General features: G+C 32.1%; 23 protein-coding genes. 19 read left to right on the forward strand and 4 right to left on the reverse strand.

Annotation, left to right across the window (positions count from 1 at the left end; genetic code table 11):
• The first annotated feature begins 72 nt into the window (after window positions 1–72).
• The 10 genes from miaB to P0R33_RS08670 all read left to right on the forward strand — a co-directional run bounded on the left by miaB (window position 73) and on the right by P0R33_RS08670 (window position 10,204).
• A complete protein-coding gene (gene miaB, locus P0R33_RS08625) occupies window positions 73–1,518 on the forward strand; it encodes a tRNA (N6-isopentenyl adenosine(37)-C2)-methylthiotransferase MiaB (RefSeq protein ID WP_276175055.1) in 1,446 nt (481 codons plus the stop codon).
• Between the two features lie 79 nt (window positions 1,519–1,597).
• Window positions 1,598–1,969, forward strand: a complete 372-nt coding sequence (locus P0R33_RS08630) for a GxxExxY protein (RefSeq protein ID WP_276175056.1) — start codon at window positions 1,598–1,600, stop codon at window positions 1,967–1,969.
• Between the two features lie 107 nt (window positions 1,970–2,076).
• The gene (locus P0R33_RS08635; protein ID WP_276175057.1) at window positions 2,077–3,333 is read left to right on the forward strand and encodes a sigma-54 dependent transcriptional regulator; all 1,257 of its coding nucleotides are present in this window, start codon (window positions 2,077–2,079) and stop codon (window positions 3,331–3,333) included.
• A 111-nt stretch (window positions 3,334–3,444) separates the two neighbouring features.
• A complete protein-coding gene (locus P0R33_RS08640; protein WP_276175058.1) occupies window positions 3,445–3,963 on the forward strand; it encodes an LptE family protein in 519 nt (172 codons plus the stop codon).
• A 97-nt stretch (window positions 3,964–4,060) separates the two neighbouring features.
• Window positions 4,061–5,704 carry a hypothetical protein gene (locus P0R33_RS08645; RefSeq protein WP_276175059.1) on the forward strand — a complete coding sequence of 548 codons (1,644 nt, stop codon included), beginning with the start codon at window positions 4,061–4,063 and terminating at the stop codon, window positions 5,702–5,704.
• A 3-nt stretch (window positions 5,705–5,707) separates the two neighbouring features.
• A complete protein-coding gene (gene secG / locus P0R33_RS08650) occupies window positions 5,708–6,049 on the forward strand; it encodes a preprotein translocase subunit SecG (RefSeq protein WP_229354331.1) in 342 nt (113 codons plus the stop codon).
• A 144-nt stretch (window positions 6,050–6,193) separates the two neighbouring features.
• The gene (locus P0R33_RS08655) at window positions 6,194–6,469 is read left to right on the forward strand and encodes a co-chaperone GroES (protein ID WP_008467105.1); all 276 of its coding nucleotides are present in this window, start codon (window positions 6,194–6,196) and stop codon (window positions 6,467–6,469) included.
• 84 nt (window positions 6,470–6,553) lie between these two features.
• The gene (locus P0R33_RS08660; protein WP_276175060.1) at window positions 6,554–6,910 is read left to right on the forward strand and encodes a four helix bundle protein; all 357 of its coding nucleotides are present in this window, start codon (window positions 6,554–6,556) and stop codon (window positions 6,908–6,910) included.
• Between the two features lie 148 nt (window positions 6,911–7,058).
• Window positions 7,059–8,690, forward strand: coding sequence for a chaperonin GroEL (groL, locus tag P0R33_RS08665; RefSeq protein WP_177210785.1), 1,632 nt, complete (start codon window positions 7,059–7,061; stop codon window positions 8,688–8,690).
• Between the two features lie 314 nt (window positions 8,691–9,004).
• On the forward strand, window positions 9,005–10,204 hold the full coding sequence (locus tag P0R33_RS08670; RefSeq protein WP_276175061.1) for an ectonucleotide pyrophosphatase/phosphodiesterase: 1,200 nt from the start codon (window positions 9,005–9,007) through the stop codon (window positions 10,202–10,204).
• A gap of 279 nt (window positions 10,205–10,483) precedes the next feature.
• Here the strand turns inward: P0R33_RS08670 and P0R33_RS08675 are convergent, their stop codons facing one another.
• The 4 genes from P0R33_RS08675 to P0R33_RS08690 form a co-directional block, all read right to left on the reverse strand.
• A complete protein-coding gene (locus P0R33_RS08675) occupies window positions 10,484–11,323 on the reverse strand; it encodes an SDR family NAD(P)-dependent oxidoreductase (RefSeq protein ID WP_276175062.1) in 840 nt (279 codons plus the stop codon).
• Between the two features lie 90 nt (window positions 11,324–11,413).
• Complete coding sequence (locus P0R33_RS08680) at window positions 11,414–12,322, reverse strand: helix-turn-helix transcriptional regulator (protein ID WP_276175063.1); 909 nt, start codon at window positions 12,320–12,322, stop codon at window positions 11,414–11,416.
• Between the two features lie 350 nt (window positions 12,323–12,672).
• Entirely contained in the window at window positions 12,673–14,202 is a 1,530-nt protein-coding gene (locus P0R33_RS08685) for a SulP family inorganic anion transporter (RefSeq protein WP_276175064.1), read from the reverse strand.
• A 256-nt stretch (window positions 14,203–14,458) separates the two neighbouring features.
• Window positions 14,459–14,704, reverse strand: a complete 246-nt coding sequence (locus P0R33_RS08690; protein WP_276175065.1) for a hypothetical protein — start codon at window positions 14,702–14,704, stop codon at window positions 14,459–14,461.
• Between the two features lie 339 nt (window positions 14,705–15,043).
• Here P0R33_RS08690 and P0R33_RS08695 point away from each other — a divergent pair, with 339 nt between their 5' ends.
• From P0R33_RS08695 to P0R33_RS08735, 9 genes are all read left to right on the forward strand, one after another.
• A complete protein-coding gene (locus P0R33_RS08695; protein ID WP_276175066.1) occupies window positions 15,044–16,042 on the forward strand; it encodes a histidine kinase in 999 nt (332 codons plus the stop codon).
• The gene (locus tag P0R33_RS08700; protein WP_276175067.1) at window positions 16,015–16,728 is read left to right on the forward strand and encodes a response regulator transcription factor; all 714 of its coding nucleotides are present in this window, start codon (window positions 16,015–16,017) and stop codon (window positions 16,726–16,728) included. Before P0R33_RS08695 ends, P0R33_RS08700 begins: the two co-directional genes overlap by 28 nt.
• Before the next feature lie 222 nt (window positions 16,729–16,950).
• Entirely contained in the window at window positions 16,951–18,726 is a 1,776-nt protein-coding gene (locus tag P0R33_RS08705) for a DUF6119 family protein (RefSeq protein ID WP_276175068.1), read from the forward strand.
• Between the two features lie 349 nt (window positions 18,727–19,075).
• A complete protein-coding gene (locus P0R33_RS08710; RefSeq protein ID WP_276175069.1) occupies window positions 19,076–19,540 on the forward strand; it encodes a hypothetical protein in 465 nt (154 codons plus the stop codon).
• A 527-nt stretch (window positions 19,541–20,067) separates the two neighbouring features.
• Window positions 20,068–21,225, forward strand: coding sequence for a TMEM143 family protein (locus P0R33_RS08715; RefSeq protein ID WP_276175070.1), 1,158 nt, complete (start codon window positions 20,068–20,070; stop codon window positions 21,223–21,225).
• A gap of 93 nt (window positions 21,226–21,318) precedes the next feature.
• Entirely contained in the window at window positions 21,319–21,783 is a 465-nt protein-coding gene (locus P0R33_RS08720) for an Mpo1-like protein (RefSeq protein ID WP_276175071.1), read from the forward strand.
• A 7-nt stretch (window positions 21,784–21,790) separates the two neighbouring features.
• On the forward strand, window positions 21,791–22,657 hold the full coding sequence (locus P0R33_RS08725; RefSeq protein ID WP_276175072.1) for a class I SAM-dependent methyltransferase: 867 nt from the start codon (window positions 21,791–21,793) through the stop codon (window positions 22,655–22,657).
• 156 nt (window positions 22,658–22,813) lie between these two features.
• Window positions 22,814–24,658 carry a TlpA disulfide reductase family protein gene (locus P0R33_RS08730; protein ID WP_276175073.1) on the forward strand — a complete coding sequence of 615 codons (1,845 nt, stop codon included), beginning with the start codon at window positions 22,814–22,816 and terminating at the stop codon, window positions 24,656–24,658.
• 58 nt (window positions 24,659–24,716) lie between these two features.
• The gene (locus tag P0R33_RS08735; protein ID WP_276175074.1) at window positions 24,717–25,217 is read left to right on the forward strand and encodes a hypothetical protein; all 501 of its coding nucleotides are present in this window, start codon (window positions 24,717–24,719) and stop codon (window positions 25,215–25,217) included.
• The last annotated feature ends 36 nt before the right edge of the window (window positions 25,218–25,253 follow it).

Genomic DNA, 25,253 nt, shown 5'->3' on the forward strand with positions numbered 1-25,253 from the left:
TTGTTAATTCTTTATCTGACATCTTGTCATATTCGTTTCAATTACGCTATCTTTGCACTTTGAATTTTTATAATGGAAAAGATTATTGAAGAAAGCAAACAAGGCGAAAGTCTTGTTTTAGAAAATAAACCTGAGAATACTAAAAAACTTTTTATAGAAAGTTACGGTTGTGCGATGAATTTTTCGGACAGTGAAGTCGTAGCTTCCATTTTGTCTGACGGAGGATATAACACCACTTCTGTTCTAGAAGAAGCCGATTTGGTTTTGGTAAATACTTGTTCGATTCGTGATAAAGCAGAACAAACTATTCGTAAGCGTCTTGAGAAATATAATGCTGTAAAACGTACAAATCCAAAAATGAAAGTGGGCGTTTTAGGCTGTATGGCTGAGCGTTTGAAAAGTCAGTTTTTAGAAGAAGAAAAAATAGTAGATCTTGTTGTTGGCCCTGATGCTTATAAAGATCTTCCGAATTTATTGGCGGAAGTTGAAGAAGGACGTGACGCCATTAATGTAATTTTATCGAAAGAAGAGACTTACGGAGATATTTCGCCAGTTCGTTTAATGAGTAACGGAATTACCGCTTTGGTTTCCATCACTCGCGGATGCGATAATATGTGTACGTTCTGCGTTGTACCTTTTACACGCGGACGCGAACGCAGTCGTGAACCTCAAAGTATTATGGCCGAAATTCAAGATTTGTGGAGTAAAGGTTTTAAAGAAATCACTCTTCTTGGGCAAAACGTTGACAGTTATCTTTGGTACGGAGGCGGATTGAAAAAAGATTTTGTAAACGCTTCTGAAATGCAAAAAGCAACAGCGGTTGATTTTGATCAATTACTTGAAATGGTTGCTGTCGGTTTTCCTAAAATGCGTATTCGATTTTCGACTTCAAATCCGCAGGATATGCATGAAAGTATTTTGCATGTTATAGCTAAATATCCAAATATCTGCAAACACATTCACTTGCCGGTTCAATCTGGAAGTAATAGAATTTTAAAAGAAATGAATCGTCTGCATTCTCGCGAAGAATATATGGCTTTAATTGACAAAATCAGAGCAATTGTTCCAGATGCTTCAATTTCTCAAGATATGATTGCTGGTTTCCCAACAGAAACTGAAGAAGATCACCAAGATACAATGAGTTTGATGGAATATGTAAAATATAATTTCGGTTATATGTATTCGTATTCTGAACGTCCTGGAACTTTGGCTGGAAGAAAAATGAAAGATGATGTTGAGGAAGAAACTAAAGCTAGAAGATTACAGGAAATTGTTGATTTACAGCAAAAACATGCTTGGTTTAGAAGCGAAGAGTTTGTTGGAAAAACGGTTGAAGTTTTAGTAGAAAAAGTTTCTAAAAAATCTAAAGAAGAATTCTCTGGAAGAAATTCTCAAAGCATAACAGTAGTTTTCCCAAAAGAGAATTACAAAATTGGAGATTTCGTAAACGTAAAAATTACAAGTTGTACAAGTGGAACTTTAAAAGGTGAAGCGGTTGGGCTTAGTAGCATGAATTAATTTTTTTTCGCCACAAATTCCACGAATTTACACGAATTTTCTTTCAAGATTTTCTATAGATTTGTTTTAAAAAACAATTATGGAATTATATAGAAAAGACGAATATTATAAAATTGTTGGAATTTGCATGGAAGTTCATAGAATATTAGGAGGTGGCCTTCTGGAAATTGTTTACAAAGATGCATTAGAATATGAATTTAGAAAACATAATATTCCATATGAACGTGAAAAAGAATATAACATTCAATATAAAGAAATTGTTTTAGCGCATAAATTCTATGCTGATTTCGTGGTTTATGATGAAATCATTTTAGAAGTAAAAGCATCAAAAGAAATCATTGATGAATATACTGCTCAAACAATAAATTATTTAAAATTAGCTGATAGTGATTTAGGAATTATCGTTAATTTTAACAAAAAGACATTACAGCACAAAAGAGTTATTCATTGACCACTTTTCAAAAATTTGTGAAATTCGAGAAATTCGTGGCAAACAAAAAATACAAGCCAAAGTTTTAGGCAAAACCTGAAACAAATAAAACTTGAAACAAAATCTATATGGAAACAGTTCAAGCAATAAAACAACGATTTGAGATTATTGGAAATGATCCAAAATTAAATCGTGCTATCGAAAAAGCCATTCAGGTTGCTCCAACTGATATTTCGGTTATGGTAACTGGGGAAAGTGGTGTTGGTAAAGAAAATATTCCTAGAATTATACATTCGCTTTCGCACAGAAAACATGGTAAATATATTGCCGTAAACTGCGGTGCAATTCCGGAAGGAACTATTGACAGTGAACTTTTCGGACACGAAAAAGGAGCTTTTACAGGTGCAACTAGCACACGTGAAGGCTATTTTGAAGTTGCCGACGGCGGAACCATCTTTCTTGATGAAGTTGGTGAATTACCATTGACAACTCAAGTAAGATTACTTCGTGTTTTAGAAAATGGTGAGTTTATAAAAGTGGGTTCTTCGCAGGTTCAAAAAACCAATGTTAGAATTGTAGCTGCAACAAACGTGAACTTATTTAATGCAATCGAAAAAGGAAAATTCCGTGAGGATTTGTATTATCGTTTAAGTACGGTAGAAATTACTTTACCTCCTTTAAGAGAAAGAAACGACGATATTCACTTATTGTTTAGAAAATTTGTTGCCGATTTTGCTCACAAATACAAAATGCCTCCTTTAAGATTGGATGATGATGCCGTTCAGCTTTTGCAAAAATTTAGATGGAGCGGAAATATTCGTCAGCTTCGAAATGTTGCCGAACAGATTTCTGTTTTAGAAACCAATCGTGATATTACTTTAGCAACTTTACAATCTTATTTGCCTGCCGAAGGAAGCAACTTGCCTTCTGTAATCAACGACAGCAAAAAAGAAAGTGATTTCAGCACAGAAAGAGACATATTATATAAGGTACTTTTTGATATGAAAAGTGATCTTAATGATTTGAAAAAACTGACTCTGGAATTAATGAAAAATGGAGCTTCTAAAGTTCAAGACATTAATCCGAATTTAATTCAGAAAATATACGGAAATCAGCAAAACGATAGCGAAATTGATTTTGAAGAAGAACCAAGAACTGCGGTTATGACACCAACTGTTCGCGAAGAAAATTATCAAATTCCAGACGATAACTATTTATTTGCTGAAACAATAGAAGAAGAGGAAATTTTACGTTTGGAACAGAAAGAAATAGAAATGATCAAAAAATCATTAGAAAAAAACAAAGGAAAACGTAAGGCTGCTGCAGATGAATTAGGAATTTCAGAAAGAACCTTATACCGCAAAATCAAACAATTCGACCTATAATAAATCTCAAATATTTATCCCGAGGCTTCGGGACCTAATCCCAAATTGGTATATTTGGCAAGATTTGGAATTTGAAATTTCAAAACACTTGGAATTTGATTAATAAACATTATGAAAAAAATATATTCTCTTTTTGCATTTTTGAGCCTTTTTATGTTGAGTGGCTGTTCGGTTTACAATTTTACCGGAACTGGTACAATTGATGGCAAAACATTTCAAGTTAATTTCTTCCATAACAATGCAGATTTGATTGAGCCTGGAATTGATAGAACTTTCACATTGGCTTTGCAAGATCTGATTATGAATCAAACCAACTTAAACTTGGTTCCAAATGGAGGTGACTTAGTTTACGAAGGAGAAATTACCGATTACAGAACCACTCCAATGACCGCAACAGCTGTTGGTGCAAATGGTGAGGTTGGTGCCGCACAAAACCGTTTAACTATTCGCGTTAATGTACGTTTTACCAATAAAAAGAAAGAAAAAGATGATTTTGAAAAATCTTTCGAATTCTATTATGACTTTTCAGGACAGCAGCTTCCAACAGGAACAGTTCTAAACGACGCTATAAAAACTATTTTCGAAAGAATTACCCAAGACATCTTTAATGAATCTTTGGCAAAATGGTAAACTTTATTTGTTGAATCGTTTAATCGTTGAACCGTTTATTCGAAAAAAACAAGTAAACAATTAACCGATTAAACAATTAACCGATTAAACAAAAAAAATGAACGTTACCGATTATACCTACTTAATGAACAAACCCGATGCTATTACAGAAAAGCAGGCGGACGCATTAGGAAGTGTTTTGAATGAGTTTCCTTATTTTCAAAGTGCTCGCGCTTTACGGTTAAAAGGACTTTACAATCAAAATAGCTTTAAGTATAATTATGCTCTAAAAGTTACAGCAGCACACACATCTGATCGTTCGGTTTTATTTGATTTTATTACATCGGAAATTTTTACTTCTATTCAAAACGATTTTTACGAACAAAAACTAAGAGATCTTCTTGAAATTACTGTTTTTGAAAGTGAAATAATTTCACCAGAACAAATTAGAAAAGCAATTGAAGTAAAAACAGAAGTTGAAGAACAGCCTATTTCAGAAACCATAAAAGTAACTGAAACTGCTAATATTGTAAATCCTGTTAAAACGGAAGACGTTAAAAAGGTTCCAGAAATAGATCCATCAATTTTTCTTGCCATTAAAGAAGCTCAGTCTATAACTTTTGAGAAACCAATAAAAACGGAAGAACCAAAAACACTTCCAGTAATTGACGAATCTATTTTTGACACAATTAAACAGGCGCAATTGGTAACGTATGAAAAACCTGTTGCTGAAGAAGAAAATGATGCAACTGTTGTTGAAGAGTCTATTTTAGAATCCACAAAAGAAACTGAAAATGCATCATTTACAGAAACAACAAAAACGGAACAACCTACAATTGATCGTATTGAAAACTCTATTTTAAGTTCGATTAAAGTTTCTGAGACACCTTCTGTAAAAGAATCTGAAGCTATAATTGCAACAGAAGAACAAAAATTTGATCGTGTTGAAAATTCGATTTTAAGCTCAATCAAAGAAGCAGAATCTGCAAATGCAGAACAGCTTTCAAAAATTGAAGAAGTAAAAGAAGGACCTATTATAGAAGAGCCTTCTCAAAATTCGCATGAAGACGAAGACGATGACAGTGTTATCGAGGAAATGATCATTCCAGAATTTAAAATGAATCCTGTTGAGCGATCTATTCTTTCTTCAATTAAAGAAGCCGAAATAAAAACACCTGAAGCACCAAAAGAAGTAATTCAAGAAGTTGTAAAAGCTGAAGAGAAGGATGAAGAAGAAATCAAGGAAGAAAATGAAGAGCCAATTGAAGAAATAATCGAGGAAGAAGAATCTAATGAACCTGCAAAAACAGCTGCAGAACATTTAGAAATTGGAAAACCATTAGATTTTTCTCTTAGCGAAAAACATTCATTCCAAGAATGGCTTCAATTATCTCGAACAGAACCAATTGACCGCTCGAACGAAATTTCTCCAGAGGAACAAGCTAAAATTGAAGCTGCAAAAGAAGAAGAAAGACAAAAAAAGGCTGAAATTATAGATAAATTTATCGAAAACAATCCGAAAATCTCTCCAATAAAACCTGGAACAAGTGCTCCAGTAGTCCAAATTGAGAGCAATATTGAGGACAATTCTTATCTGATGACAGAGACTTTGGCCAGAGTTTATCTGGAACAAAAGAAATATACAAAAGCAATTCAAGCTTATGAAATATTAATTTTGAAATATCCAGAAAAAATTACTTTCTTTGCAGACCGCATATCGGATATAAAGATTTTACAACAAAATAACAATAACAATAATTAAGTAATGAGCACATTTTCAATTTTTTTAGTTTTAATCACAATAGTTTGTTTTCTATTGATCATCGTTATCATGGTACAAAACCCTAAAGGAGGCGGATTGTCTTCTACTATTAGTGGAACACAAATGTTAGGTGGAGTACAAAAAACAACTGACTTTTTAGATAAAAGTACTTGGACTTTAGCTACTGTTCTAATTGTGTTAATTTTACTTTCTAGCTTAAGTTTTTCTGGAGCTTTAAGCGACACAGATTCTAAACTTATTGACAAAACAGAAGCTCCTGTAAATACACCTGCAGCTCCGGCACAAGGAACTACTCCTGCTCCGGCAGCACCAGCAACTAAATAATCTTAGTTCAATATAAAAAATCTAATGCCAGCCTGTCAAAGCTGGCATTTTTTTTAAGAAATAATGTCAGTTTTACCAGCATGGCACAATTTCTGAAAGTTTATAGAACATAAAAAAATGTATAACTTATAATAATATAAAATCATGGCTTTAAACATTAAACCGCTTTCAGACCGCGTACTTATTGAGCCTGTTGCAGCTGAAACCAAAACTGCTTCAGGTATTTTTATTCCAGATACTGCCAAAGAAAAACCACAAAAAGGAACTGTCGTTGCAGTAGGAAACGGAACTAAAGATCATACAATGACTGTAAAAGTTGGTGATACTGTTTTGTACGGTAAATATGCTGGAACAGAATTAAAATTAGAAGGCACTGATTACCTAATCATGCGCGAGGATGATATTTTAGCAATTATTTAAAAGAGCTATAAGCCGTAAGCTTTAAGCTATAAGCTTTCACAAAATGCCTATAGCCTGCTGCCTAAAGCTTAAAGCCAACAAAAAATGAGAGATTTTAAAAAATACGACATTTGGCAACTAAGCCACTCATTAACTTTAGAAATTTATAAAATGACTTCTTGCTTTCCAAAAGAAGAGTTATATGGATTAACAAGTCAAATTAGAAGGGCGTCTTCTTCAATTCCAACCAATATTAGTGAAGGATGCGGAAGAAGTAGTGACAAAGAGTTTAATCAATTTCTCAACATTGCTTTGGGTTCTGCAAATGAGACAGAATATTTATTGATTTTAGCTAAAGATTTGCAATATTTAAACAATGAAATTGCAGAAAAACAGATAGAAAAAATCAATAGCATAAAAAGCAAAATTTACAAATTAAAGCAAGTATTAGTTCAGCAATAAGCTGTAAGCCATAGGCAATAAGCGCTATACTGTAACTAAAACCCGTAGTAGAAAAGCCTAAAGCTTAAAGCCTACTGCCTAAAGCATAAAAAAAATTATTAACAGCAGTAGAAAAAGCTTAAAGCCTACTGCCTAAAGCAAAAATAGAATGGCAAAAGATATAAAATTTGATATTGAAGCACGTGACGGATTAAAACGTGGTGTTGATGCATTAGCAAATGCTGTAAAAGTAACTCTTGGACCGAAAGGTCGTAACGTAATCATCGGAAAATCATTTGGTGGACCAACTGTTACTAAAGATGGTGTTTCTGTTGCAAAAGAAATCGAATTAAAAGACGCACTAGAAAATATGGGTGCGCAAATGGTAAAAGAAGTAGCTTCTAAAACTAATGATTTAGCTGGAGACGGAACTACAACTGCTACAGTTTTAGCGCAAGCTATCGTAAAAGAAGGTCTTAAAAACGTTGCAGCAGGTGCAAATCCAATGGACTTGAAACGTGGTATCGACAAAGCTGTTGAAACTATCGTGGCAGACTTAGCAAAACAAGCTAAAGTGGTTGGAAGTGATTCTGACAAAATCAAACAAATTGCTTCTATCTCTGCAAACAATGACGAAGTTATTGGTGAATTAATCGCTACAGCTTTCGCTAAAGTTGGAAAAGAAGGTGTTATTACTGTGGAAGAAGCTAAAGGAACTGATACTTTCGTTGACGTTGTTGAAGGAATGCAGTTTGACAGAGGTTACCTTTCTCCTTACTTTGTAACAAATCCAGAGAAAATGGAAGTTGAATTAGACTCTCCATACATCTTATTATACGACAAAAAAGTATCTTCTTTAAAAGAATTACTTCCAGTTTTAGAGCCAGTTGCTCAATCAGGAAAACCATTATTGATTATTGCTGAAGATGTTGACGGTGAAGCGCTTTCTACTTTAGTGGTAAACAAATTAAGAGGTGCTCTTAAAATTGCTGCTGTAAAAGCTCCAGGTTTTGGAGACAGAAGAAAAGCAATGTTAGAAGATATCGCAATCTTAACTGGTGGAACTGTAATTTCTGAAGAAAGAGGTTATACTTTAGAAAACACAACTATCGAAATGTTAGGAAACGCAAAAAGAGTTTCTATCGATAAAGACAATACAACTATCGTAAGCGGTGCTGGCGAGGCTGATATCATCAAAAACAGAGTAAACCAAATTAAAGGTCAGATGGAAACTACTACATCTGATTACGATAAAGAAAAATTGCAAGAGCGTTTGGCTAAATTAGCTGGTGGTGTTGCTGTTCTTTATGTTGGTGCTGCTTCTGAGGTTGAAATGAAAGAGAAAAAAGACAGAGTTGATGACGCTTTACACGCAACTCGTGCCGCTGTTGAAGAAGGAATCGTTGCTGGAGGTGGTGTAGCTTTATTAAGAGCTAAACTTGCTTTAGCTGATTTAAAAGCTGATAATGCTGACGAGGCTACAGGAATTCAAATCGTTTCTCGCGCTGTTGAATCTCCATTAAGAACTATCGTTGAAAACGCTGGCCTTGAAGGTTCTGTTGTTGTAGCTAAAGTTTCTGAAGGTTCAGGTGATTTTGGATACAATGCAAAAACTGACGAATATGTAGACATGCTTACTGCTGGAATTATCGATCCTAAAAAAGTAACTCGTGTGGCTCTTGAAAATGCTGCATCTGTTTCTGGAATGATTCTTACTACAGAATGTGCATTAATTGATATTAAAGAAGAAAATGCTGGAGGCGGAATGCCAATGGGAGGCGGAATGCCAGGAATGATGTAATTCATTCTCTTCTTAAAAATTAAAGCGCCAGATTAATGTCTGGCGTTTTTTTTAGCCACGAATTCACAAATTATATTTTTAAATCTGTGTGTTTATTTTTTTGCCACAGATTAAAAGATTACCACAGATTACAATCCTTTTAATCCGTGTAATCTGTGACTAATAAAAATATAGATACAGATTATAAAAAAATAATTCGTGAATTCGTGGCCATTCTCAATGGTCAAGTCGTGGCTATCTTTTTTATTTAACATTCTCTTTTTCTTTAAAAAATCTGTAATCTCTACCTTTGTGGCTTCACAATAATATTAAAAATGAAAAAGCATTTTACCTCACTTCTATCCTTATTTTTTCTTTCACTTTCATTCGTTTTACAAGCCCAAAACACTAAAGACAATTATGTAGTTTTAGTTTCAATGGATGGATTTCGCTGGGATTACGGCAAGCAATTCAATCTTCCTAATCTTAAACAAATTTCGAAAGAAGGTGTTCACGCCAAATCAATGAAACCTTCTTATCCGACGAAAACTTTTCCAAATCATTACACTATTGTGACCGGTCTTTATCCTGATCATCACGGAATTATAAATAATGTTTTTTATGATGCTGAATTAAATCAATCTTTTTCATTATCAAGCGAAGCAAAAAATGATTCTCGTTTTTATGGAGGAAACCCTATTTGGAATTTAGCCGAACAGCAAGGTGTAAAAACCGCTTCGTTCTTTTGGCCGGGTTCTGATATTGACAAAAGAAACCCAAGTTATTTTAAAAATTACAATGGCAAAATTCCATACGAGGCTAGAATTGATACGGTTATGAAATGGCTGCAGCTTCCAGAAAAACAAAGACCTCATCTGGTAACTTTGTATTTTGATGAACCCGATCATTCAGGTCATAATTTTGGTCCGCTTTCTCCGCAAACTAAAAAAGCCGCAATCAAAATGGATTCAATAATGGGTGAATTATCCAGAAGATTGGACCAATTACCAATCGGAAAACAAATCAATTTGATTATTGTTTCAGATCATGGAATGGCAGATATTTCTAATGATAAAAAAGTAGCTGTTTTAGATTACCTAAAACCAGAATGGCTCGGATACAAAGATGTAATCAACCCAATTATGAGTTTACAAGCAAAAGACGGATTCAAAGATTCGATTGCAAATGCTTTAAAAAAAGTACCAAATATCAAATTCTGGAAAGCTGCTGAAGTTCCTGAAAGACTTCATTATGGAACTAATCCCCGTGCGCATGATTTTGTCATTGAAGCAGAAAAAGGATATAGTTTAGTAAGTAAAGAAAGCACGCATATTAAAGGTGGAACTCATGGTTATGATAACGACAACAAAGACATGCACGCTATTTTTTATGCGAAAGGTCCTGCTTTTAAAGTTGACAAAACAGTCAAAACTTTCCCAAACATCTCTGTTTATCCTTTAATTGCCCATATTTTAGGATTGCAAACAGGTGAAATTGATGGAAAGTTAAGCGATGTAAAATCGATGCTTCGCTAATTAGAGAATTTGTCAATCAGAAAATTAGATAATTAATTTTTCATTCCTATTTTCTGTAGAGACGCACCGCAGTGCTTCTTATACGCAACATTGCACAATATATTAAACCCGGCAGATTTTAAAAATCTGTCGGGTTTATTACATTAAAAAAAATGTGCGAATAAATATTGCGGTTGCGTTATGTTAGACGCACTGCGGTGCGTCTCTACAGATATATGCTGGACGTCAAATCATTATCTAATTTTCTAATTGACAAATTATCAAATTATCAAATTGAAATTAAAAACCAGTCGAAACAGAAACAGATTTCCATCCTTCTAATTCACTCTGAACACTTGTTATTTTTTGATTTGCCATATTATACGCATCTTCGCCTAAAAACAAATGCAGTGGCGGGTTTTGATCGTGACTTACTTTTATTAAAGCTTCAGCTAATTTAACTGGATCTCCAGGTTGATTTCCGTTGATATCATCTTTGTGAGCACTTTCAGACTCCCTTACATTTTTATATTCTGCAATTGGGTTTTCTGGCAATAATAAAGAACTGTCTTTTAAGAAATCTGTTCTAAAATAACCTGGGTAAACGATTGTTGCATGAAGTCCGAATGGTTTTATTTCTGCGGCTAATGATTCTGTTAAACCTGCAACAGCAAATTTTGTAGAGCAATAAATTCCCCAACCTGGAAATTCTCCGTAGTAACCTCCAACAGAAGAAATATTAAAAATATGCCCCGTTTTGTTGGCACGAAGAATTGGCATTGTGTTTCTAATGACATTCAACAATCCGAAAACATTTACTTCGTAATTTTTTCTTGCTTCTGTATCAGTTAATTCTTCAAGTGTTCCTAATAATCCGTAGCCTGCGTTATTTACTAAAACATCAATTGTTTTAAAATGATTTATAGTTTTATCAATTGCATTTTTCACGCTTTTTTCATCTACCAAATCCATTTCAAGAGGAAGAAAACTTTCAGATGTATTTCCTAATTCTTTTATTAAAGACGCTTCAATTCTTGATGTTGCAGCAACTTTATAACCTTCTGCTAATAATTTTTTAGCTAATTCTAATCCGATGCCTTTTGAAGCACCTGTGATAAACCAAACTTTTTTATTGTCCATGATTTTAATTTTTACGTTTTAATTACAGGACAAAGATATTATTGAAGTGTTTCTCAAATATTAAAGCAATCAAACAAGAAGTTGCAAAAATCAAACAATTTCAGCCAAACGATAGTTTTTAGGCGAAACTTGAACATTTTTCTTGAAAAAATTGATAAAATGAGACAATTCTTCGAAGCCTAAACACCAGGCAATTTCATTAATATTCCAATTGGTTTGCTTCAAAAGAATCATAGCTTCCTGCACAATTCTTTCAGAAATAATCTGTGAAGTAGTTTTTCCAGTAGTTTCTTTTAAAGCTTTATTTAAATGATTCACATGAACATTCAATTGGCTTGCATATTCTGAAGGCGAACGGAAATTAATTTGCTGAGTAATCGATTCTATTGGGAATTGACGTTCTAATAATTCTAGAAACAAAGAAGAAATTCGAATCGTAGCGTTTGATTTACTATATAATGAGGTAGTTACAGTTTGGGTTTTCAATGCCAAATGAATAATTTCGAAAACTAGATTTCGAAGAACATCATATTTAAAAGCATAATCAGAATTGATTTCGTCAAACATTCTTAGATAAACAGCTTTTAGAGATTCTGCTAATTCTAATGAGATTGGAACAATCGGATTTCCGCCTGGCTGAAATAAAGGGTATTCTTTTAAATTTCCATATTGACTAAAAAAAGCATCGGTAAAAATGCAGAAAAATCCAGTTTGATTTTCATCAACCTGCTCCCAATTATACGGAATTTGCGGATTAGCAAAAAATAAAGCTTGCTCTTCAATACCAACTACTTTATCTGCATAATGCACTTTGTTTTTTCCGATAATCAAACTTATTTTATAAAAGTCTTTTCTCGTATAAGGAAATGGTTTGCAAATACTTCCAACAAAATCATCCAATTTAAAAACATTAAAATGTCCGATTTCTTTTTTAAGATTCTCGGGCATTCCGTTTACTTTGATCGTGTAAAAATCTTCTAAGGTTTCTGTTAGTTTCATTTTACAAAGTTACAAAAATCAATCTTTAGTTAATTAGATAATTTGCGAATGTGTCAATTTGATAATTAGAAAATTTGATAATTAACGGATTGTCACCCTGAGTGAAGTTAAGGGCGCTCCAATTGGCATAAGGGCTTCAACTTCGCTCAGTCTCACAATCTTTAGAGTTTTTTTTATAATTAAAAAATGATAAAACACAATGCATATCTGTAGAGATGCACAGCTGTGCGTCTACGTCTCGTATATCAAATATTGTGGTTTCGTTGCGTAAGACGCACTGCTGTGAGTCTCTACAGAAAATTGGGACGTGTAAAATTAATTCACAATTAACAATTAATAATTAACCATTATTAAGAAACCACTTTATAAGTAGGATCTTCAATTACATTAACATTAATAACAGCATCGGCATTTTTAAGCAATTGCCTGCAATCTGGACTTAAATGTTGTAATTCTATTGTTTTATTTTCCTGATTATATTTTTTAGTCAGATTGTTTAGCGCTTCAATTGCCGACATATCTGAAACTCTACTTTCTTTAAAATCGACAATAATATGATCTGGATCGTTTTTTATGTCGAATTTTTCAAGAAAAGTTGTCACTGAACCAAAGAATAACGGACCATAAATTTCGTAATGTTTTATTCCGTTTTCATCAATAAAATTTCGGGCACGAATTCTTTTTGCACTTTCCCAAGCAAAAACCAAAGCTGAAATAATTACACCAATTAAAACTGCTAACGCCAGATTATGCAATACAATTGTAATTAAAGCAACTAGGATTCCAACGAAAATATCATGTTTAGGCATTTTATTAATAATCTTGAAACTTGCCCACTCAAATGTTGTGATTGCAACCATCATCATAACACCAACTAAAGCTGCCATTGGCAATTTCCCAATTATAGGCGCGCCAAAAAGTATAATTGCTAAAATGGTTAAAGCTGCTATTATTCCCGAAAGTCTAGCTCTAGAACCCGCACCAAGATTTACTAAAGTTTGCGCAATCATCGGGCAGCCTCCCATTCCGTAAAAAAAACCGTTTAGAATATTCGAACTTCCTTGTGCGATGCATTCGCGATTACTGTTTCCACGAGTTCCGGTAATTTCGTCAACTAAATTCAGCGTGAGCAAACCTTCGGTCAAACCAACAGCTGCGACAATTATAGAATAGGGAAATATAATTTTTAAAGTTTCAAAAGAAATGGGAATATTTGGAATATGAAAAGGAGGAAATCCGCCTTGTACAGAAGCGATATCTTCAACCGTTTTGGTTTCGATATTAAAGATAATTACCAAAGCAAAAACAACCATAATAGCAACCAAAGATGCTGGAACCGCTTTTGTGATTTTAGGAAAAACCAAAACAATAGCAACAGTAAGTGCAACCAAACCAAGCATAATATACAAAGGAATACCTTGAAGCCAAGAAACCTGTCCGTTTACAATGGTTTTAAATTGTTCTAATTGCGACATAAAAATCACAACCGCCAATCCGTTTACAAAACCAAACATAACGGGCTGTGGCACTAAACGAATAAATTTTCCGAGTTTAAAAAGTCCGATACAAATTTGCACCACACCGCCAAGTGCAACGGCTGCAAAAACATATTCTATTCCGTGAGATTTCATCAGCGCAATAAGAACGATAACGGTTGCTCCCGCTCCGCCCGAAATCATTCCTGGTCTTCCTCCAAAAATAGCAGTCACCAGACCTGCTATAAAAGCGGCATATAATCCGACTAGTGGCGGAAATCCTGCCAAAATTGCAAATGACAAAGATTCTGGAATCATGGTCATGGCAACGGTAAAACCCGCTAAAATTTCATTTTTATAATTAATCTTTTGAGAGAAATCGAAGAGTTGGAATGCTTTTTTCATAAGGCACAAAATTAGAAAAATTATATGCAAAAAAAGGACAAACCTTTCTGTAATAAAAAAGTATCATTCGCAATAGAAGAAGAAAAAACAGTGGTAATTATCCCAACTGTTTTAAAACAAAAAGAAAAATCGAAAGAATAATATCTGTCATTTTATAAATTTAATTCTACAACAATAAATTTACCGCAAAATACTTACAAATAAATCAAATGTCGTAGCGTATTTACACCTGTTTTTTATTTTATTGAGCTATTTATTAATCTATTTTTTCGCAAGTATAACCTAAACAATGCACATAATCCATAATGTTTTCACATTGTAAATCAATACCTTCTACTCGGAGTATTTTATCGCAATCTTCTAAATCAAAATTAATTTTATAGTCAGGAAATTGAGATTGTATAACTGCAATTACATAATTTTTATCAGATTCTTTCTGAACATTTGTTTTAAAAATCTCCACAACCATATCTGCCTCTTTTAATTCTTTAAACTGGTACATATCACTTTGATTAAAAAGATTATACAATATTTTTAGGGTTAAAAATTTTTACATATTTTCTTTTTGATCATAAATTCTGCTTTGATTTGAAAAGTTAAAATTAAGTAAAAACTTTCAATAAAGCATTTTAAATTTAAGTAAATTCTTCTTTTTTAGAAATGTCAAAAATCTGAATTGCACTTATAAATTTATCATCAAAACTCAATTCAAAAATATATCACAAACCGTTATTACAACAGCAATTTTATACCAATGGCGTATGATTTATACGAACGGCGTTGGTATAAATTATTCTTTACAAATGGTTAAAAACTATACGATTATATTATTTTTGCCGTCATGAAAATTCTCAAAATTTACCAAAATTTCTTTCTCAGAAATCTCATCGTACACACCTTTATACTATTGGTGATTTTTGCCTGTGTTTATGACGAACTTCGTCTGGCTGGTCATGACTTTTGTTATATGGTCAGTAAAATTGCAATAGGATATTTTCCATGTATTCTTTGGATTACTGTTTTTAATCTATTTGTAATTAAAAAGTTATTATTCAAAAGAAAGGTAAAAGTTTTTTTTCTGCTGTTTTTAACTTACTGGACATCTTTCTATTTTTTTATCAATTGGTTTTTTCCTTTGGTTGGTTTCGGAAATTTCAAAACATTGCAGATTTTATCGCTTCTTATCAACGGAATGTTTTTCTATTTTATTCATGTCGTGATTACGAAAAAAATCATGGATGCCGATAAAGATATTATGAATTTCAAATCGGAACTTTCGTTTTTAAAACAGCAATTAAATCCACATTTTTTGCTGAATGCGATGAATAATCTTTATGGAGAAGCATTAGCAGAACCGGATAAGGTTCCCGATCGAATTCTTAATCTTTCAGACATGCTGCGTTATCAGATTGAGGCTTCGAAAAAAGATTATGTTTTATTGGAAGAAGAAATTGCTTTCATTAAAAAATATATCGAATATTACACCTTTAGAAACGAAAGACTTATTGTAAGCCAAGATATCGAAGGATTACATGATGAAATCGAAATTCCACCATTGTTCTTTTTACCTTTAGTTGAAAATGCTGTAAAATTTTCTGCTGAAACTGCTGAACCTTTCATCAATTTAGATTTAAAAGTAAAATGTCGAAGTGTAATTTTTACTTTGAAAAACAATTGTTTGGATTCGGAATCACGTCTTTCGAGTACCGGAATTGGAATTGAAAACCTAAAAGGACGTTTAGAAGTTTATGGCTTAAAACACGACTTGAGTTGTAAAAAAGAGAAAAATATGTTTACCGTAAAATTATCCATATGGCACTTACCTACCGCTGTCTTATAATTGATGACGAATCGCCGGCGCACAAAGCCTTGATTTCGCACATCTCAAAGTTTGACGAACTGGAACATTCCGGAAGTGCTTTTAATGGAATGGAAGCTATTAAACTGCTAAACGAAAACCAATACGATATTATTTTTCTCGACATTAATATGCCTGTAATTTCGGGCGTAGAATTAATGGAATTACAGCCTAATCGTCCGCTTACAATTGTAACAACAGCGTACTCAGATTTTGCACTTTCTGCTTATCAAAACGATGCTATAGATTATCTCCTAAAACCTATTTCTCCCGATAAATTTGCCAAAGCAATAGAAAAAGCCAAAACCTTTCATTCTGGAAATAATCTTAAAAAGGAAGACAACAGCAACGAAAAAGTGCTTTCATATCGTTCGAATGGACAAACAATAGAAACACCGTTGACTGATATTTTATATATAGAAAGTCTTGGCAATTATATGAAATTATACAGCCGAAAATTGAAATCTCCAATTATTATTTACGGTTCGCTTGCTAGCATTTCTACCGAAATAGACTGTTCGCATTTTGTTCAGGTTCATCGTTCGTTTATTGTAAATACGAAGGAAATAACTTCAGTAATCAACAAAACCTTAACAATGAGCAATGGAGAAATTGTTCCTGTTGGGAGAAAATATCAGATTTTGTTGGATGGTTTTCCAATTAAGTAATTTGATAATTAGATAATTTTTGAAAAGCTCAACCAAAAGTTGAGCTTTTGTGTTTTTATTGATTTTGTAAAATCCCGTAAAACTACTTAATATAATGTAGTTTTTTATCAATATAATTGCCTGTAAATAAATTTATTAAGATTATGAATTTCCGTAAAACTTGAAGCACTAAAATTGTAATCTTTGATTTTATTTAGCAAATAACAAATTTTAATTATAATTATGGCAAAAACAGTTAATGCAAAACTTTATAAAATTCAAGATTCAATTACTCAAGAAAGAAATGATAACGAAAAATTAATTGAAGATATCGTTCATACTTATAATTTAAAAACTGGAAACAAATTTTCAGAAATTGAACTTTCCGAAACTTCTAATATAGATACATGGTTTGCAAAATTATACATTTTTACAACTGAAGCAAAACCACCTCACTGGCAGGATTTTTTATCTGATATTGTACAAAATGAACAAGATTTAGAAAAGATTAAAATCCAATACTCTTCATTCGTTCTTTTTGTTTACAGTGATAATTCTATTTTTGTTATTTCTAAAGGATATTACGGACATTTTCTTCTAGAAGAATACATTGATACTTTCTTTGGATTGGAAGTATTATCTCGATTGGTAAACAAAAGCTCAACTGAAATTAAACAAATTGAAGAAAGAGGTTTGTTTGGAACTGAAATTGGCTCTCAACGTTATTTTAGAGAAAATTACAATCTTGCTTTTGAAGATGATTTTGGCAAGATATATAAAACAATGCTCGCCTCTATAGAAGAAGATGATTTTGAAAAATTAGGTATTATACAAAAACGAACTTCTACAAAAAAATTATCAATTACAGGAAGTTCATCTCTTGAAGTTTCTTCAAATTTCAATTATGAAGAATTAGTTGAGAGAATAATAAAAATTAAAGAAGTACTTGAAACTGATGGCGTCGAATTTAATCAGTTTTACAGATTACCCACATCTGAATTAAGCCCAATAAAAGATAGTTTAAATGAAAATTTATTAAGCTATGCATACAATTGCTATATCAATAATGAAACCATTGATTTCTACAGCCCAAATGTCTTTGAGTATTTACGATCAACTGAGGTAAGATTTTATAATAAGGATGGAATTTTCAAGGATATTCAATTCTGCTCTTCTTTTGGATATATAAATATCATGAATGAACTTGTAGAGAAGGAATTAATAAATGTTGCAACCGAAGATACTTTTGTAGAATCTTTACGAAATACTTTTGGTCATTACAGGGCAAATGAAAATGAAGATTTTAGCGTTGGTGTAAGCCTTGACCAATGGTTTTGTGGTGAAGTAGAATATAACGATAAAAAATATTTTAAGTTAGATAGCTCATGGTATTTTTACAGGCATAGTTTAGACGAGCATTTAAACTCCTTCCTCTTAAATTTTGATTTTGAAAATAGCACTACTATTAACAAGCTTGAATCTTGGACTCAAGAATCAGAGGGATTGTATAATGAAAGTTATAAAAATCGTCAAGATTTCATAGTTGGTGATCGAGCATATTTGAATCTTATTGAAATGGCCGACATTATCAAAGTTACTGATGCTAAAATCTACTTGTATCATGTTAAAAAAGGACTAGGCCAAGACACAAGAGCATTAATCAGTCAAATTAACAATGCTGCTCGCTATTTAACCTACTTTAAAGATGAAGAGAATAATGCAGGATTAAAATCTTATTACAAAAGTATATGTGATAAACATTATAATGGAAATTCTTTAACTTTGAATATTAATGGTCAGCTAAATGACATTTCGGAAGATGAATTTATTCAAATATTCAAATCAGGTAAAAAATTTGCTTTCGTTTTTGTTTATTGCTCTGATAGTCCTTTATTAATAAAAGAAGAAATTATTAATACTAAATCTAGGATTGCTAAACTTTCTTTAGTTTACATTATTAGAGATATGAAAAGAACAGATTTTGAATTACTGTTTGAACGCATAAAAACGACGACTTAGTGTTTCGCTTTAACAAAACTAAAAAATTTTTGTTCAATCCACATTAAACAAAAATCTCACTTATAATTTTAAAATTAAATAAAGAATTATTTTTCCTACAATATTAAATTAAAAAAATAAAATCTTTTTGTACTAAATCTAATACAATATCAAAACCCTGTATTCCCAGTAATTACAAGGTATTTCAAATTTACGAAAACGTTATATGTTTTTAATTTATACCAAATAAAAATATACTTATATGAAATTTTGTGAATTATTTTCTTAAAAAATATACTTATACGAGTAATTTTTCTTACTTATTTATTTAAATTCGCGCGACACAACTACTAAGATTATTTTATAACCAATGCGAATTTTTAATTTTTTTAGAAAATCAGATATAGAATGTCCGAGATGTCTTGGAAAAGGATTTGTTGACTGGGAAGATATCATTCGATTAAACCGACAATTAAAATGGGTTCCTGCTCCATGCGCCTATTGCGACGCCGTGGGAAGAGTACAAAAAGAAATGCTTTCTAAAGTTGCCGTAGACTGCATGTATCTAACAATAGATTTACCAGAATCTGTAATCGACAAAATAAAAGAAGGCGATCAGGAAACAATTGAAAAAGGTAAACAACGCGAACTTTTTGTTGATTCTCTAATACAATATGCAGAGCATCATTATCTGACTCAAAATATGGATGCCGAAAGTATTGCCACTTTATACCTAAATACTGAAGCTGAAAAAGCCAATTTTTCGGTAACAAAAGAAGAATTAATAAAATACATTCAAGGAGTTATCAATCTCAAAAAGTCGACTTTAAACTAAACAAAGCCTTTGCAACTTTATCACTTTGCACCTCTGCACCTTAAAAACAAAAAACAGGTATAAATACGTATAGCCATGATTTTATTTTGGCGTAAACTTGCTGTGAATAATTTTTAGTTTAGAATAAGGTTTTCTCCTAGAAGGCTTTTAAATTTTTTGTCACTTTTTTTGGAACACAGAAAGTGGAATTTCAAATCGCTGGTACCGATATGAAATTTCACTTTTTTTTGTGCTTACTCAAAAGGCAAAAAATACTCATCTTACTTTGTCATCCTGAGGAACGAAGGATCGCACGCGGAAAGCAACAAAGATTGGCGATTCTCTTCACGGAGCTACTTATGTGATCCTTCGTTCCTCAGGATGACAAACTGGATTCCTCTGCACCTTTGCACTTAAGAAAAAAGCAGTATTTTTGCGCTCAATAAACGCCACGAAATTAAAGCCCAAAATCGACATGAAGCGAGAACATTATATTCCGTTTAACAAAGAATTTTTACTCGAACAGCAAATTGCCGCTTTCGCTGAAGATGCTAAAAAAATCAGAAGATTTTAAAAAACTTTTCGATATTGTCGAGCATTACTATCATTATGAATCTTTTAATCTCAATCGAAATATAAAACAGAATTATGCGCTTTACGATCCAGATTTAAGCGAAAAAGAACGCGAACAGTTTATCAATAAAAGTGATTTTCCTGTTTTTAAAGAAACGCTTTTGAAGGTTTTAGAACGTGGAAATTATTACAGAATTGATCAGAATGCTTTGGACAAAGCTTTTAAAGAATCTGATTTGATTGGCTTAAATCTTTCTATCGATTTTAATGCTTTTAAAGATTATGAACTTTACGCAAGAGGCCATCACAAAACAAAGGAAAAAATTAAAAAATATTTCTTCTGGAAAAAAGAGGTCGAAATTGAATATTACGATCGTGTCTTAATTTATTTAAATTACAGCGACGCAGATTATCTTAAAAGCAAAAAAGTCAAATTAGGAAAAATGCCAATTGATCCAGGTTCTATTGGATTGAAAATTTTCAAACGGGTTCCTAAAAACGATCTTGAAACCATTTTTCCGAATGCAATTCCTAAAATGTCTTTAAAAGACAAAATGCTTCTTTGGATTCCAGCAGTTTTTGGTGGAATTTCGTTATTAAGCGCCAAAGTAATTCCAGCTCTTATTAATATGTACGACGCGTATCAAACTGGAGAAACTATCGATTTACTTAACAGCAAAACTTCCTTAAATCAAGGTTTAATCGCTTTGGGAATCTTGGCTGTTTATTGCTTTCGTCAATACAATAATTTCATAAATAAGAAAATCAGGTATTCTAAAACTCTCTCTGACAGTTTGTATTTTAAAAATGTCGGGAATAACAGCGGAGCTTTCTACTCGCTTTTAAATTCGTCTGAAGAAGAAGCTTTAAAAGAAACTATTCTAGCTTATACTTTTTTACACGAAAGTGAAAAACCATTAACGGCTGAGGATCTTGACAATAAAATCGAATCTTGGTTTAAAACAAAACTAAATACCGATTTCGATTTTGACGTAAATGATGCTTTATTAAAATTAAAAAGTATTGGACTTGGTTTAGAAAATAACGGAAAATGGTCTGTTTTGTCTTTAAACGAAGCTCTTGTTACAATTGACGAATTGTGGGATAATGTTTTTCAATATAATCAGAAATAGTTTTTTGCCAGTTAGTTTTTCGTTTATGGTTCTCCGATTAACGTAAAAGAAATTTCATTAGATTTACTGCAACCTAACTATAAAACCACAAAAATGAGAACCTTAGACCAATGGTTTGCAGAATATGCTGTGAGCCACCAAAACCCAAAAAACAAAGCCATACACTACATTTGTGTACCAGCAATTTTCTTTTCGATTGTAGGATTGTTAATGAGTATTCCGAGTTCGATAATTTCAAATACGTTAAAACTAAATGCGCCAATTATCGAAAATTGGGCTTTTATCGTTTTGCTTTTTGTTCTTATTTTCTATATCAGATTATCAATTGCAATGGCCATAAAAATTGCTATTTTTTCTATGCTTTGTTTGGTTATAAATTACTACATCGGACAATTTGTTCCGTTATGGGCTTTCTCAATTGGCGTATTTGTTATTGCCTGGATCGGACAATTTTACGGGCATAATATTGAAGGTAAAAAACCATCTTTTCTTAAAGATTTACAGTTTTTATTAATTGGACCTGCTTGGGTTGTAGAGAATTTGTTTTCTAGAAAATAGATTTAAAATGAAAGCGGAAAAAACAAGTAGAACGGCACAATATATGGCGTTCTTTCGTGCATTGGAAACACAACGTAAAGAAAGATTGTTTTCAGATCCTTATGCCATCCATTTTATAGATTCAAAATTAAGACTTGCAACTCAATTATATAAATTTCCAATTGTCGCAAAATATATTGACAATATTATCCAAAAAAAGATTCCAGGAGCTTTGTCTTCTGGAATTGCAAGAACAAAATATATTGATGATTTGCTTAAAAATGCAGTTTCAAACGGTGTAAAACAAGTTATAATTTTAGGTGCGGGTTTTGATACGAGAGCCGTTCGTCTTGATTTTCTAAAAAATGTTCCTGTAATAGAAATTGATCATCCGAATACATCAAATTTCAAAGCTGAAGTTTATAAAAACAGGATTGGGAAAATTCCTCAAAACATACGTTTTCTTCAAATTGATTTTAACAACCAAAATCTAGAACAATTGGCACTGGAGAGTAATTTAGACTTTTCTAAACCAACTGCCATAATTTGGGAAGGTGTAACAAATTATCTAACCGAAGATGCTGTAAAAAACACTTTTTCTTTTATTTCAAAATTCGCTGTAAACAGTCATATTATTTTTACTTACATACATAAAAATATTCTCTTGAATCCAGAATCTTTTTTGGGCTGTAAAAAACTTCTGGAAGATCTTGAAAACCTTGAAGAACATTGGACATTTGGCTTTCTTCCCGAAGAACTTCAAAATTATTTAAAGCAGTTTGATATTGAACTTTTAGAAGATTTGGGCGCCAATGAATATCGTGAAAAATTTCTCAAAAAACGATCTGAAAAAGGTTATGAATTTTACAGAACTGCGATTGGTGTAAAAAAGTAAACCATTTAAAAAGATATACTTTCGATATAAAAATTTCAAAATAATTTTGTGTTTTTTGCTAATATTTTCTTAATAAAAAAACAACGGATGATATAATATTTACTTTTACAATTCGTTAAACAATTAAGAAATAAACAAATAAAAAACCACAAAAAGATGAAAAAAATCTACCTTTTGTTATTCTTTGCCGTTGTTAGCAATCTATTTTCTCAAAACGGAAAAATCTATCTAAAAAACTCAAAATTCAACATTGGCAAACCCAATACGTATGTTTACGAACCTCCGAAAGGTCTTGTAATAGAAGAAAACGCTAAAGCAAATTTTCTCTACATTACGCCTACTGATTTTTCTTCTGACATAAGTCCGCTGAAAAAAAGTGGAAAACGTTATGAGTTTACCGCAAAAGTTCCTGATTCTGTCAGAGTAATTCTAGTAACAATAAACGATTCACAAAAAATTGCAGACAGCAATAATGAAAAAGGTTATTCTGTACTTTTAAAAACACAAAATGATACTGAATTAGGAAAAAGTCTGATAAACGAAATATATGTTAGAAGCAATGGAGGTTACTTTTTTAGACTAAAATCAGATCCAAAAAGAGAAGATTTAATTGCTGAATATGATGCCATATTCGCAAAATATCCGAAATTAAGAGATGATATCGTTTCTTTAGAATATTTATACACTAAAAAGTCTCTCAACAGAGAACAAGGAGAAAAAGACCTTCTATCTTTTGCCGATAAATGTGTACAAAAAAATACTGAAGAATATTTGACTGCTGCTTATAATATCTATAGTTCTAATAATGATACGCAAGATAAAGCTGTAAAATTGAGAAAAGAAATTTCAGAAAAGTATCCTGCAAATAGAATTGATGCAATGGATTTTATTCGAAAATTCTATGATCAGCCTAATAAAACAGAAGCTTCTATTTTAGAAAGCCTTACTACTTTTAAAACAAAATATTCTAACGATACTTCTAAGAGGTCAATAAGCTATTTTTATTCTACTTTGGTGCCTATATACCTAGACAAAGGAGAATTGGATAAGGCTATAGCCTGCGAACCTTATTTAAATCTTCCAGAAGACTCATACAATAATTTTGCTTGGGGCCAATCTGGCGGTGATCTAACAATGCCAGTAAAAGATATTGATTTTGCTACAAAAGTTTCTAAACGATCATTAGACATTCTTGAAGCAAAACGAAAAGAATGTTACACTCCTGATTATAATGGCAAATTCAATATGTTTGCTGATACTTATGCGCTCCTGCTTTATAAACAAGGCAAATATGAAGAAGCTTTTAAATACCAAAGCGGAGTTAAAGCACTAAACGGATTGGATGATGGCGGAAAAGAACGCTATTTAGCAATGTTGGATAAAGTAAAAAGTAAAGATGAAGTAAAAGCTTATATTGAAGACGAAATTGGTAAAGGCAATACATCACCTGCATTTCTTTCTAAACTTAAAGAAATTTACATTGAAAAGAAATTGCCTATGGCCGAATTTGATGCCATTCAGCAGAAAACAGATTTATTAGCAAAAGAAAACAAGAGCAAAGATCTTCTTTCAAAATTTGGAACCGCAACTGCTTACGATTTTACTCTTAAAAATATGGAAGGAAAAGAAATTAAACTTTCAGATTATAAAGGCAAAATTGTTGTCCTTGATTTTTGGGCTACTTGGTGCGGGCCATGCAAAGCATCTTTTCCTAAAATGCAGGATTTAGTTACCAAATATAAAGGAAAAGACGTCGCTTTCTTATTTGTAAATACTTGGGAAAATGGCAAAGAAGACGAAATATTTAAAAAAGTGACAGGCTATATCACCGAGAAAAAATTTGACTTTAATGTTATTTTTGATTCTAAACAAGAAGTGGTCACAAATTATAAGATTGAAGCTATTCCAACACGTATTGTAATTGATAAAAATGGAAGTATTCTAGCTTATGATAACTCAAATACTAATATAGCTGAGCTTATTGAAGAGCAATTAAAATAAGTATTCTCTTATTTATAAAGCAAAAAAAATGTATTTTTGATATACCTAAAATAAATTTATGATACAGCTTATCTGGGGAATATTAAACATTACGGCATTTTTTGGATTTATCGCTTTTTGCATAAAAAAAGCAGTTGAAATTCGCCAGAAAATGGGACTTTTTGTTGCTGTTCTTTTTTCATTTTTTGCTTTGTCTTTTATTACAAAACCGGGCAATAGCTCAGAGTATAAAAAATTTGAGTTTGAAAATAAGAAAGTAAGCCAAAAAATAAATCGTAACACGCATTTCTCAGAGATTACTCTAGAAGACGATTTGGCAACAAAAATACAGTTGGGTGTTCTTCATGATGATGAAAATGCAATTTCAGCAGTGGTTACCAGAAGTGGCTTTGTTAGCGGTACAGAATGGCAGACTCATAATATCTTTGTAAATAAATTGGAAAAAAAAGATAGCTATCAATATTCAGTCACAGGTACTAGAAAATGGAAAATTCTAGGCATTGAGTTATATTCAGAATTTAAACAATATAGAGGAATGAAAGAATTTAAACCTAAATAGATTTTATATTTTCCTTCAAACAGATTCTAAAAGGAC

This window comes from Flavobacterium sp. YJ01, from assembly GCF_029320955.1.
Classification (GTDB): domain Bacteria; phylum Bacteroidota; class Bacteroidia; order Flavobacteriales; family Flavobacteriaceae; genus Flavobacterium.

Bases quoted from the DNA above. Each gene is read 5' to 3' on its own strand.
- miaB (WP_276175055.1), top strand. From the start codon at position 73: ATGGAAAAGATTATTGAAGAAAGCAAACAAGGCGAAAGTCTTGTTTTA.
- P0R33_RS08630 (WP_276175056.1), top strand. From the start codon at position 1,598: ATGGAATTATATAGAAAAGACGAATATTATAAAATTGTTGGAATTTGC.
- P0R33_RS08635 (WP_276175057.1), top strand. From the start codon at position 2,077: ATGGAAACAGTTCAAGCAATAAAACAACGATTTGAGATTATTGGAAAT.
- P0R33_RS08640 (WP_276175058.1), top strand. From the start codon at position 3,445: ATGAAAAAAATATATTCTCTTTTTGCATTTTTGAGCCTTTTTATGTTG.
- P0R33_RS08645 (WP_276175059.1), top strand. From the start codon at position 4,061: ATGAACGTTACCGATTATACCTACTTAATGAACAAACCCGATGCTATT.
- secG (WP_229354331.1), top strand. From the start codon at position 5,708: ATGAGCACATTTTCAATTTTTTTAGTTTTAATCACAATAGTTTGTTTT.
- P0R33_RS08655 (WP_008467105.1), top strand. From the start codon at position 6,194: ATGGCTTTAAACATTAAACCGCTTTCAGACCGCGTACTTATTGAGCCT.
- P0R33_RS08660 (WP_276175060.1), top strand. From the start codon at position 6,554: ATGAGAGATTTTAAAAAATACGACATTTGGCAACTAAGCCACTCATTA.
- groL (WP_177210785.1), top strand. From the start codon at position 7,059: ATGGCAAAAGATATAAAATTTGATATTGAAGCACGTGACGGATTAAAA.
- P0R33_RS08670 (WP_276175061.1), top strand. From the start codon at position 9,005: ATGAAAAAGCATTTTACCTCACTTCTATCCTTATTTTTTCTTTCACTT.
- P0R33_RS08675 (WP_276175062.1), bottom strand. From the start codon at position 11,323: ATGGACAATAAAAAAGTTTGGTTTATCACAGGTGCTTCAAAAGGCATC.
- P0R33_RS08680 (WP_276175063.1), bottom strand. From the start codon at position 12,322: ATGAAACTAACAGAAACCTTAGAAGATTTTTACACGATCAAAGTAAAC.
- P0R33_RS08685 (WP_276175064.1), bottom strand. From the start codon at position 14,202: ATGAAAAAAGCATTCCAACTCTTCGATTTCTCTCAAAAGATTAATTAT.
- P0R33_RS08690 (WP_276175065.1), bottom strand. From the start codon at position 14,704: ATGTACCAGTTTAAAGAATTAAAAGAGGCAGATATGGTTGTGGAGATT.
- P0R33_RS08695 (WP_276175066.1), top strand. From the start codon at position 15,044: ATGAAAATTCTCAAAATTTACCAAAATTTCTTTCTCAGAAATCTCATC.
- P0R33_RS08700 (WP_276175067.1), top strand. From the start codon at position 16,015: ATGGCACTTACCTACCGCTGTCTTATAATTGATGACGAATCGCCGGCG.
- P0R33_RS08705 (WP_276175068.1), top strand. From the start codon at position 16,951: ATGGCAAAAACAGTTAATGCAAAACTTTATAAAATTCAAGATTCAATT.
- P0R33_RS08710 (WP_276175069.1), top strand. From the start codon at position 19,076: ATGCGAATTTTTAATTTTTTTAGAAAATCAGATATAGAATGTCCGAGA.
- P0R33_RS08715 (WP_276175070.1), top strand. From the start codon at position 20,068: ATGCTAAAAAAATCAGAAGATTTTAAAAAACTTTTCGATATTGTCGAG.
- P0R33_RS08720 (WP_276175071.1), top strand. From the start codon at position 21,319: ATGAGAACCTTAGACCAATGGTTTGCAGAATATGCTGTGAGCCACCAA.
- P0R33_RS08725 (WP_276175072.1), top strand. From the start codon at position 21,791: ATGAAAGCGGAAAAAACAAGTAGAACGGCACAATATATGGCGTTCTTT.
- P0R33_RS08730 (WP_276175073.1), top strand. From the start codon at position 22,814: ATGAAAAAAATCTACCTTTTGTTATTCTTTGCCGTTGTTAGCAATCTA.
- P0R33_RS08735 (WP_276175074.1), top strand. From the start codon at position 24,717: ATGATACAGCTTATCTGGGGAATATTAAACATTACGGCATTTTTTGGA.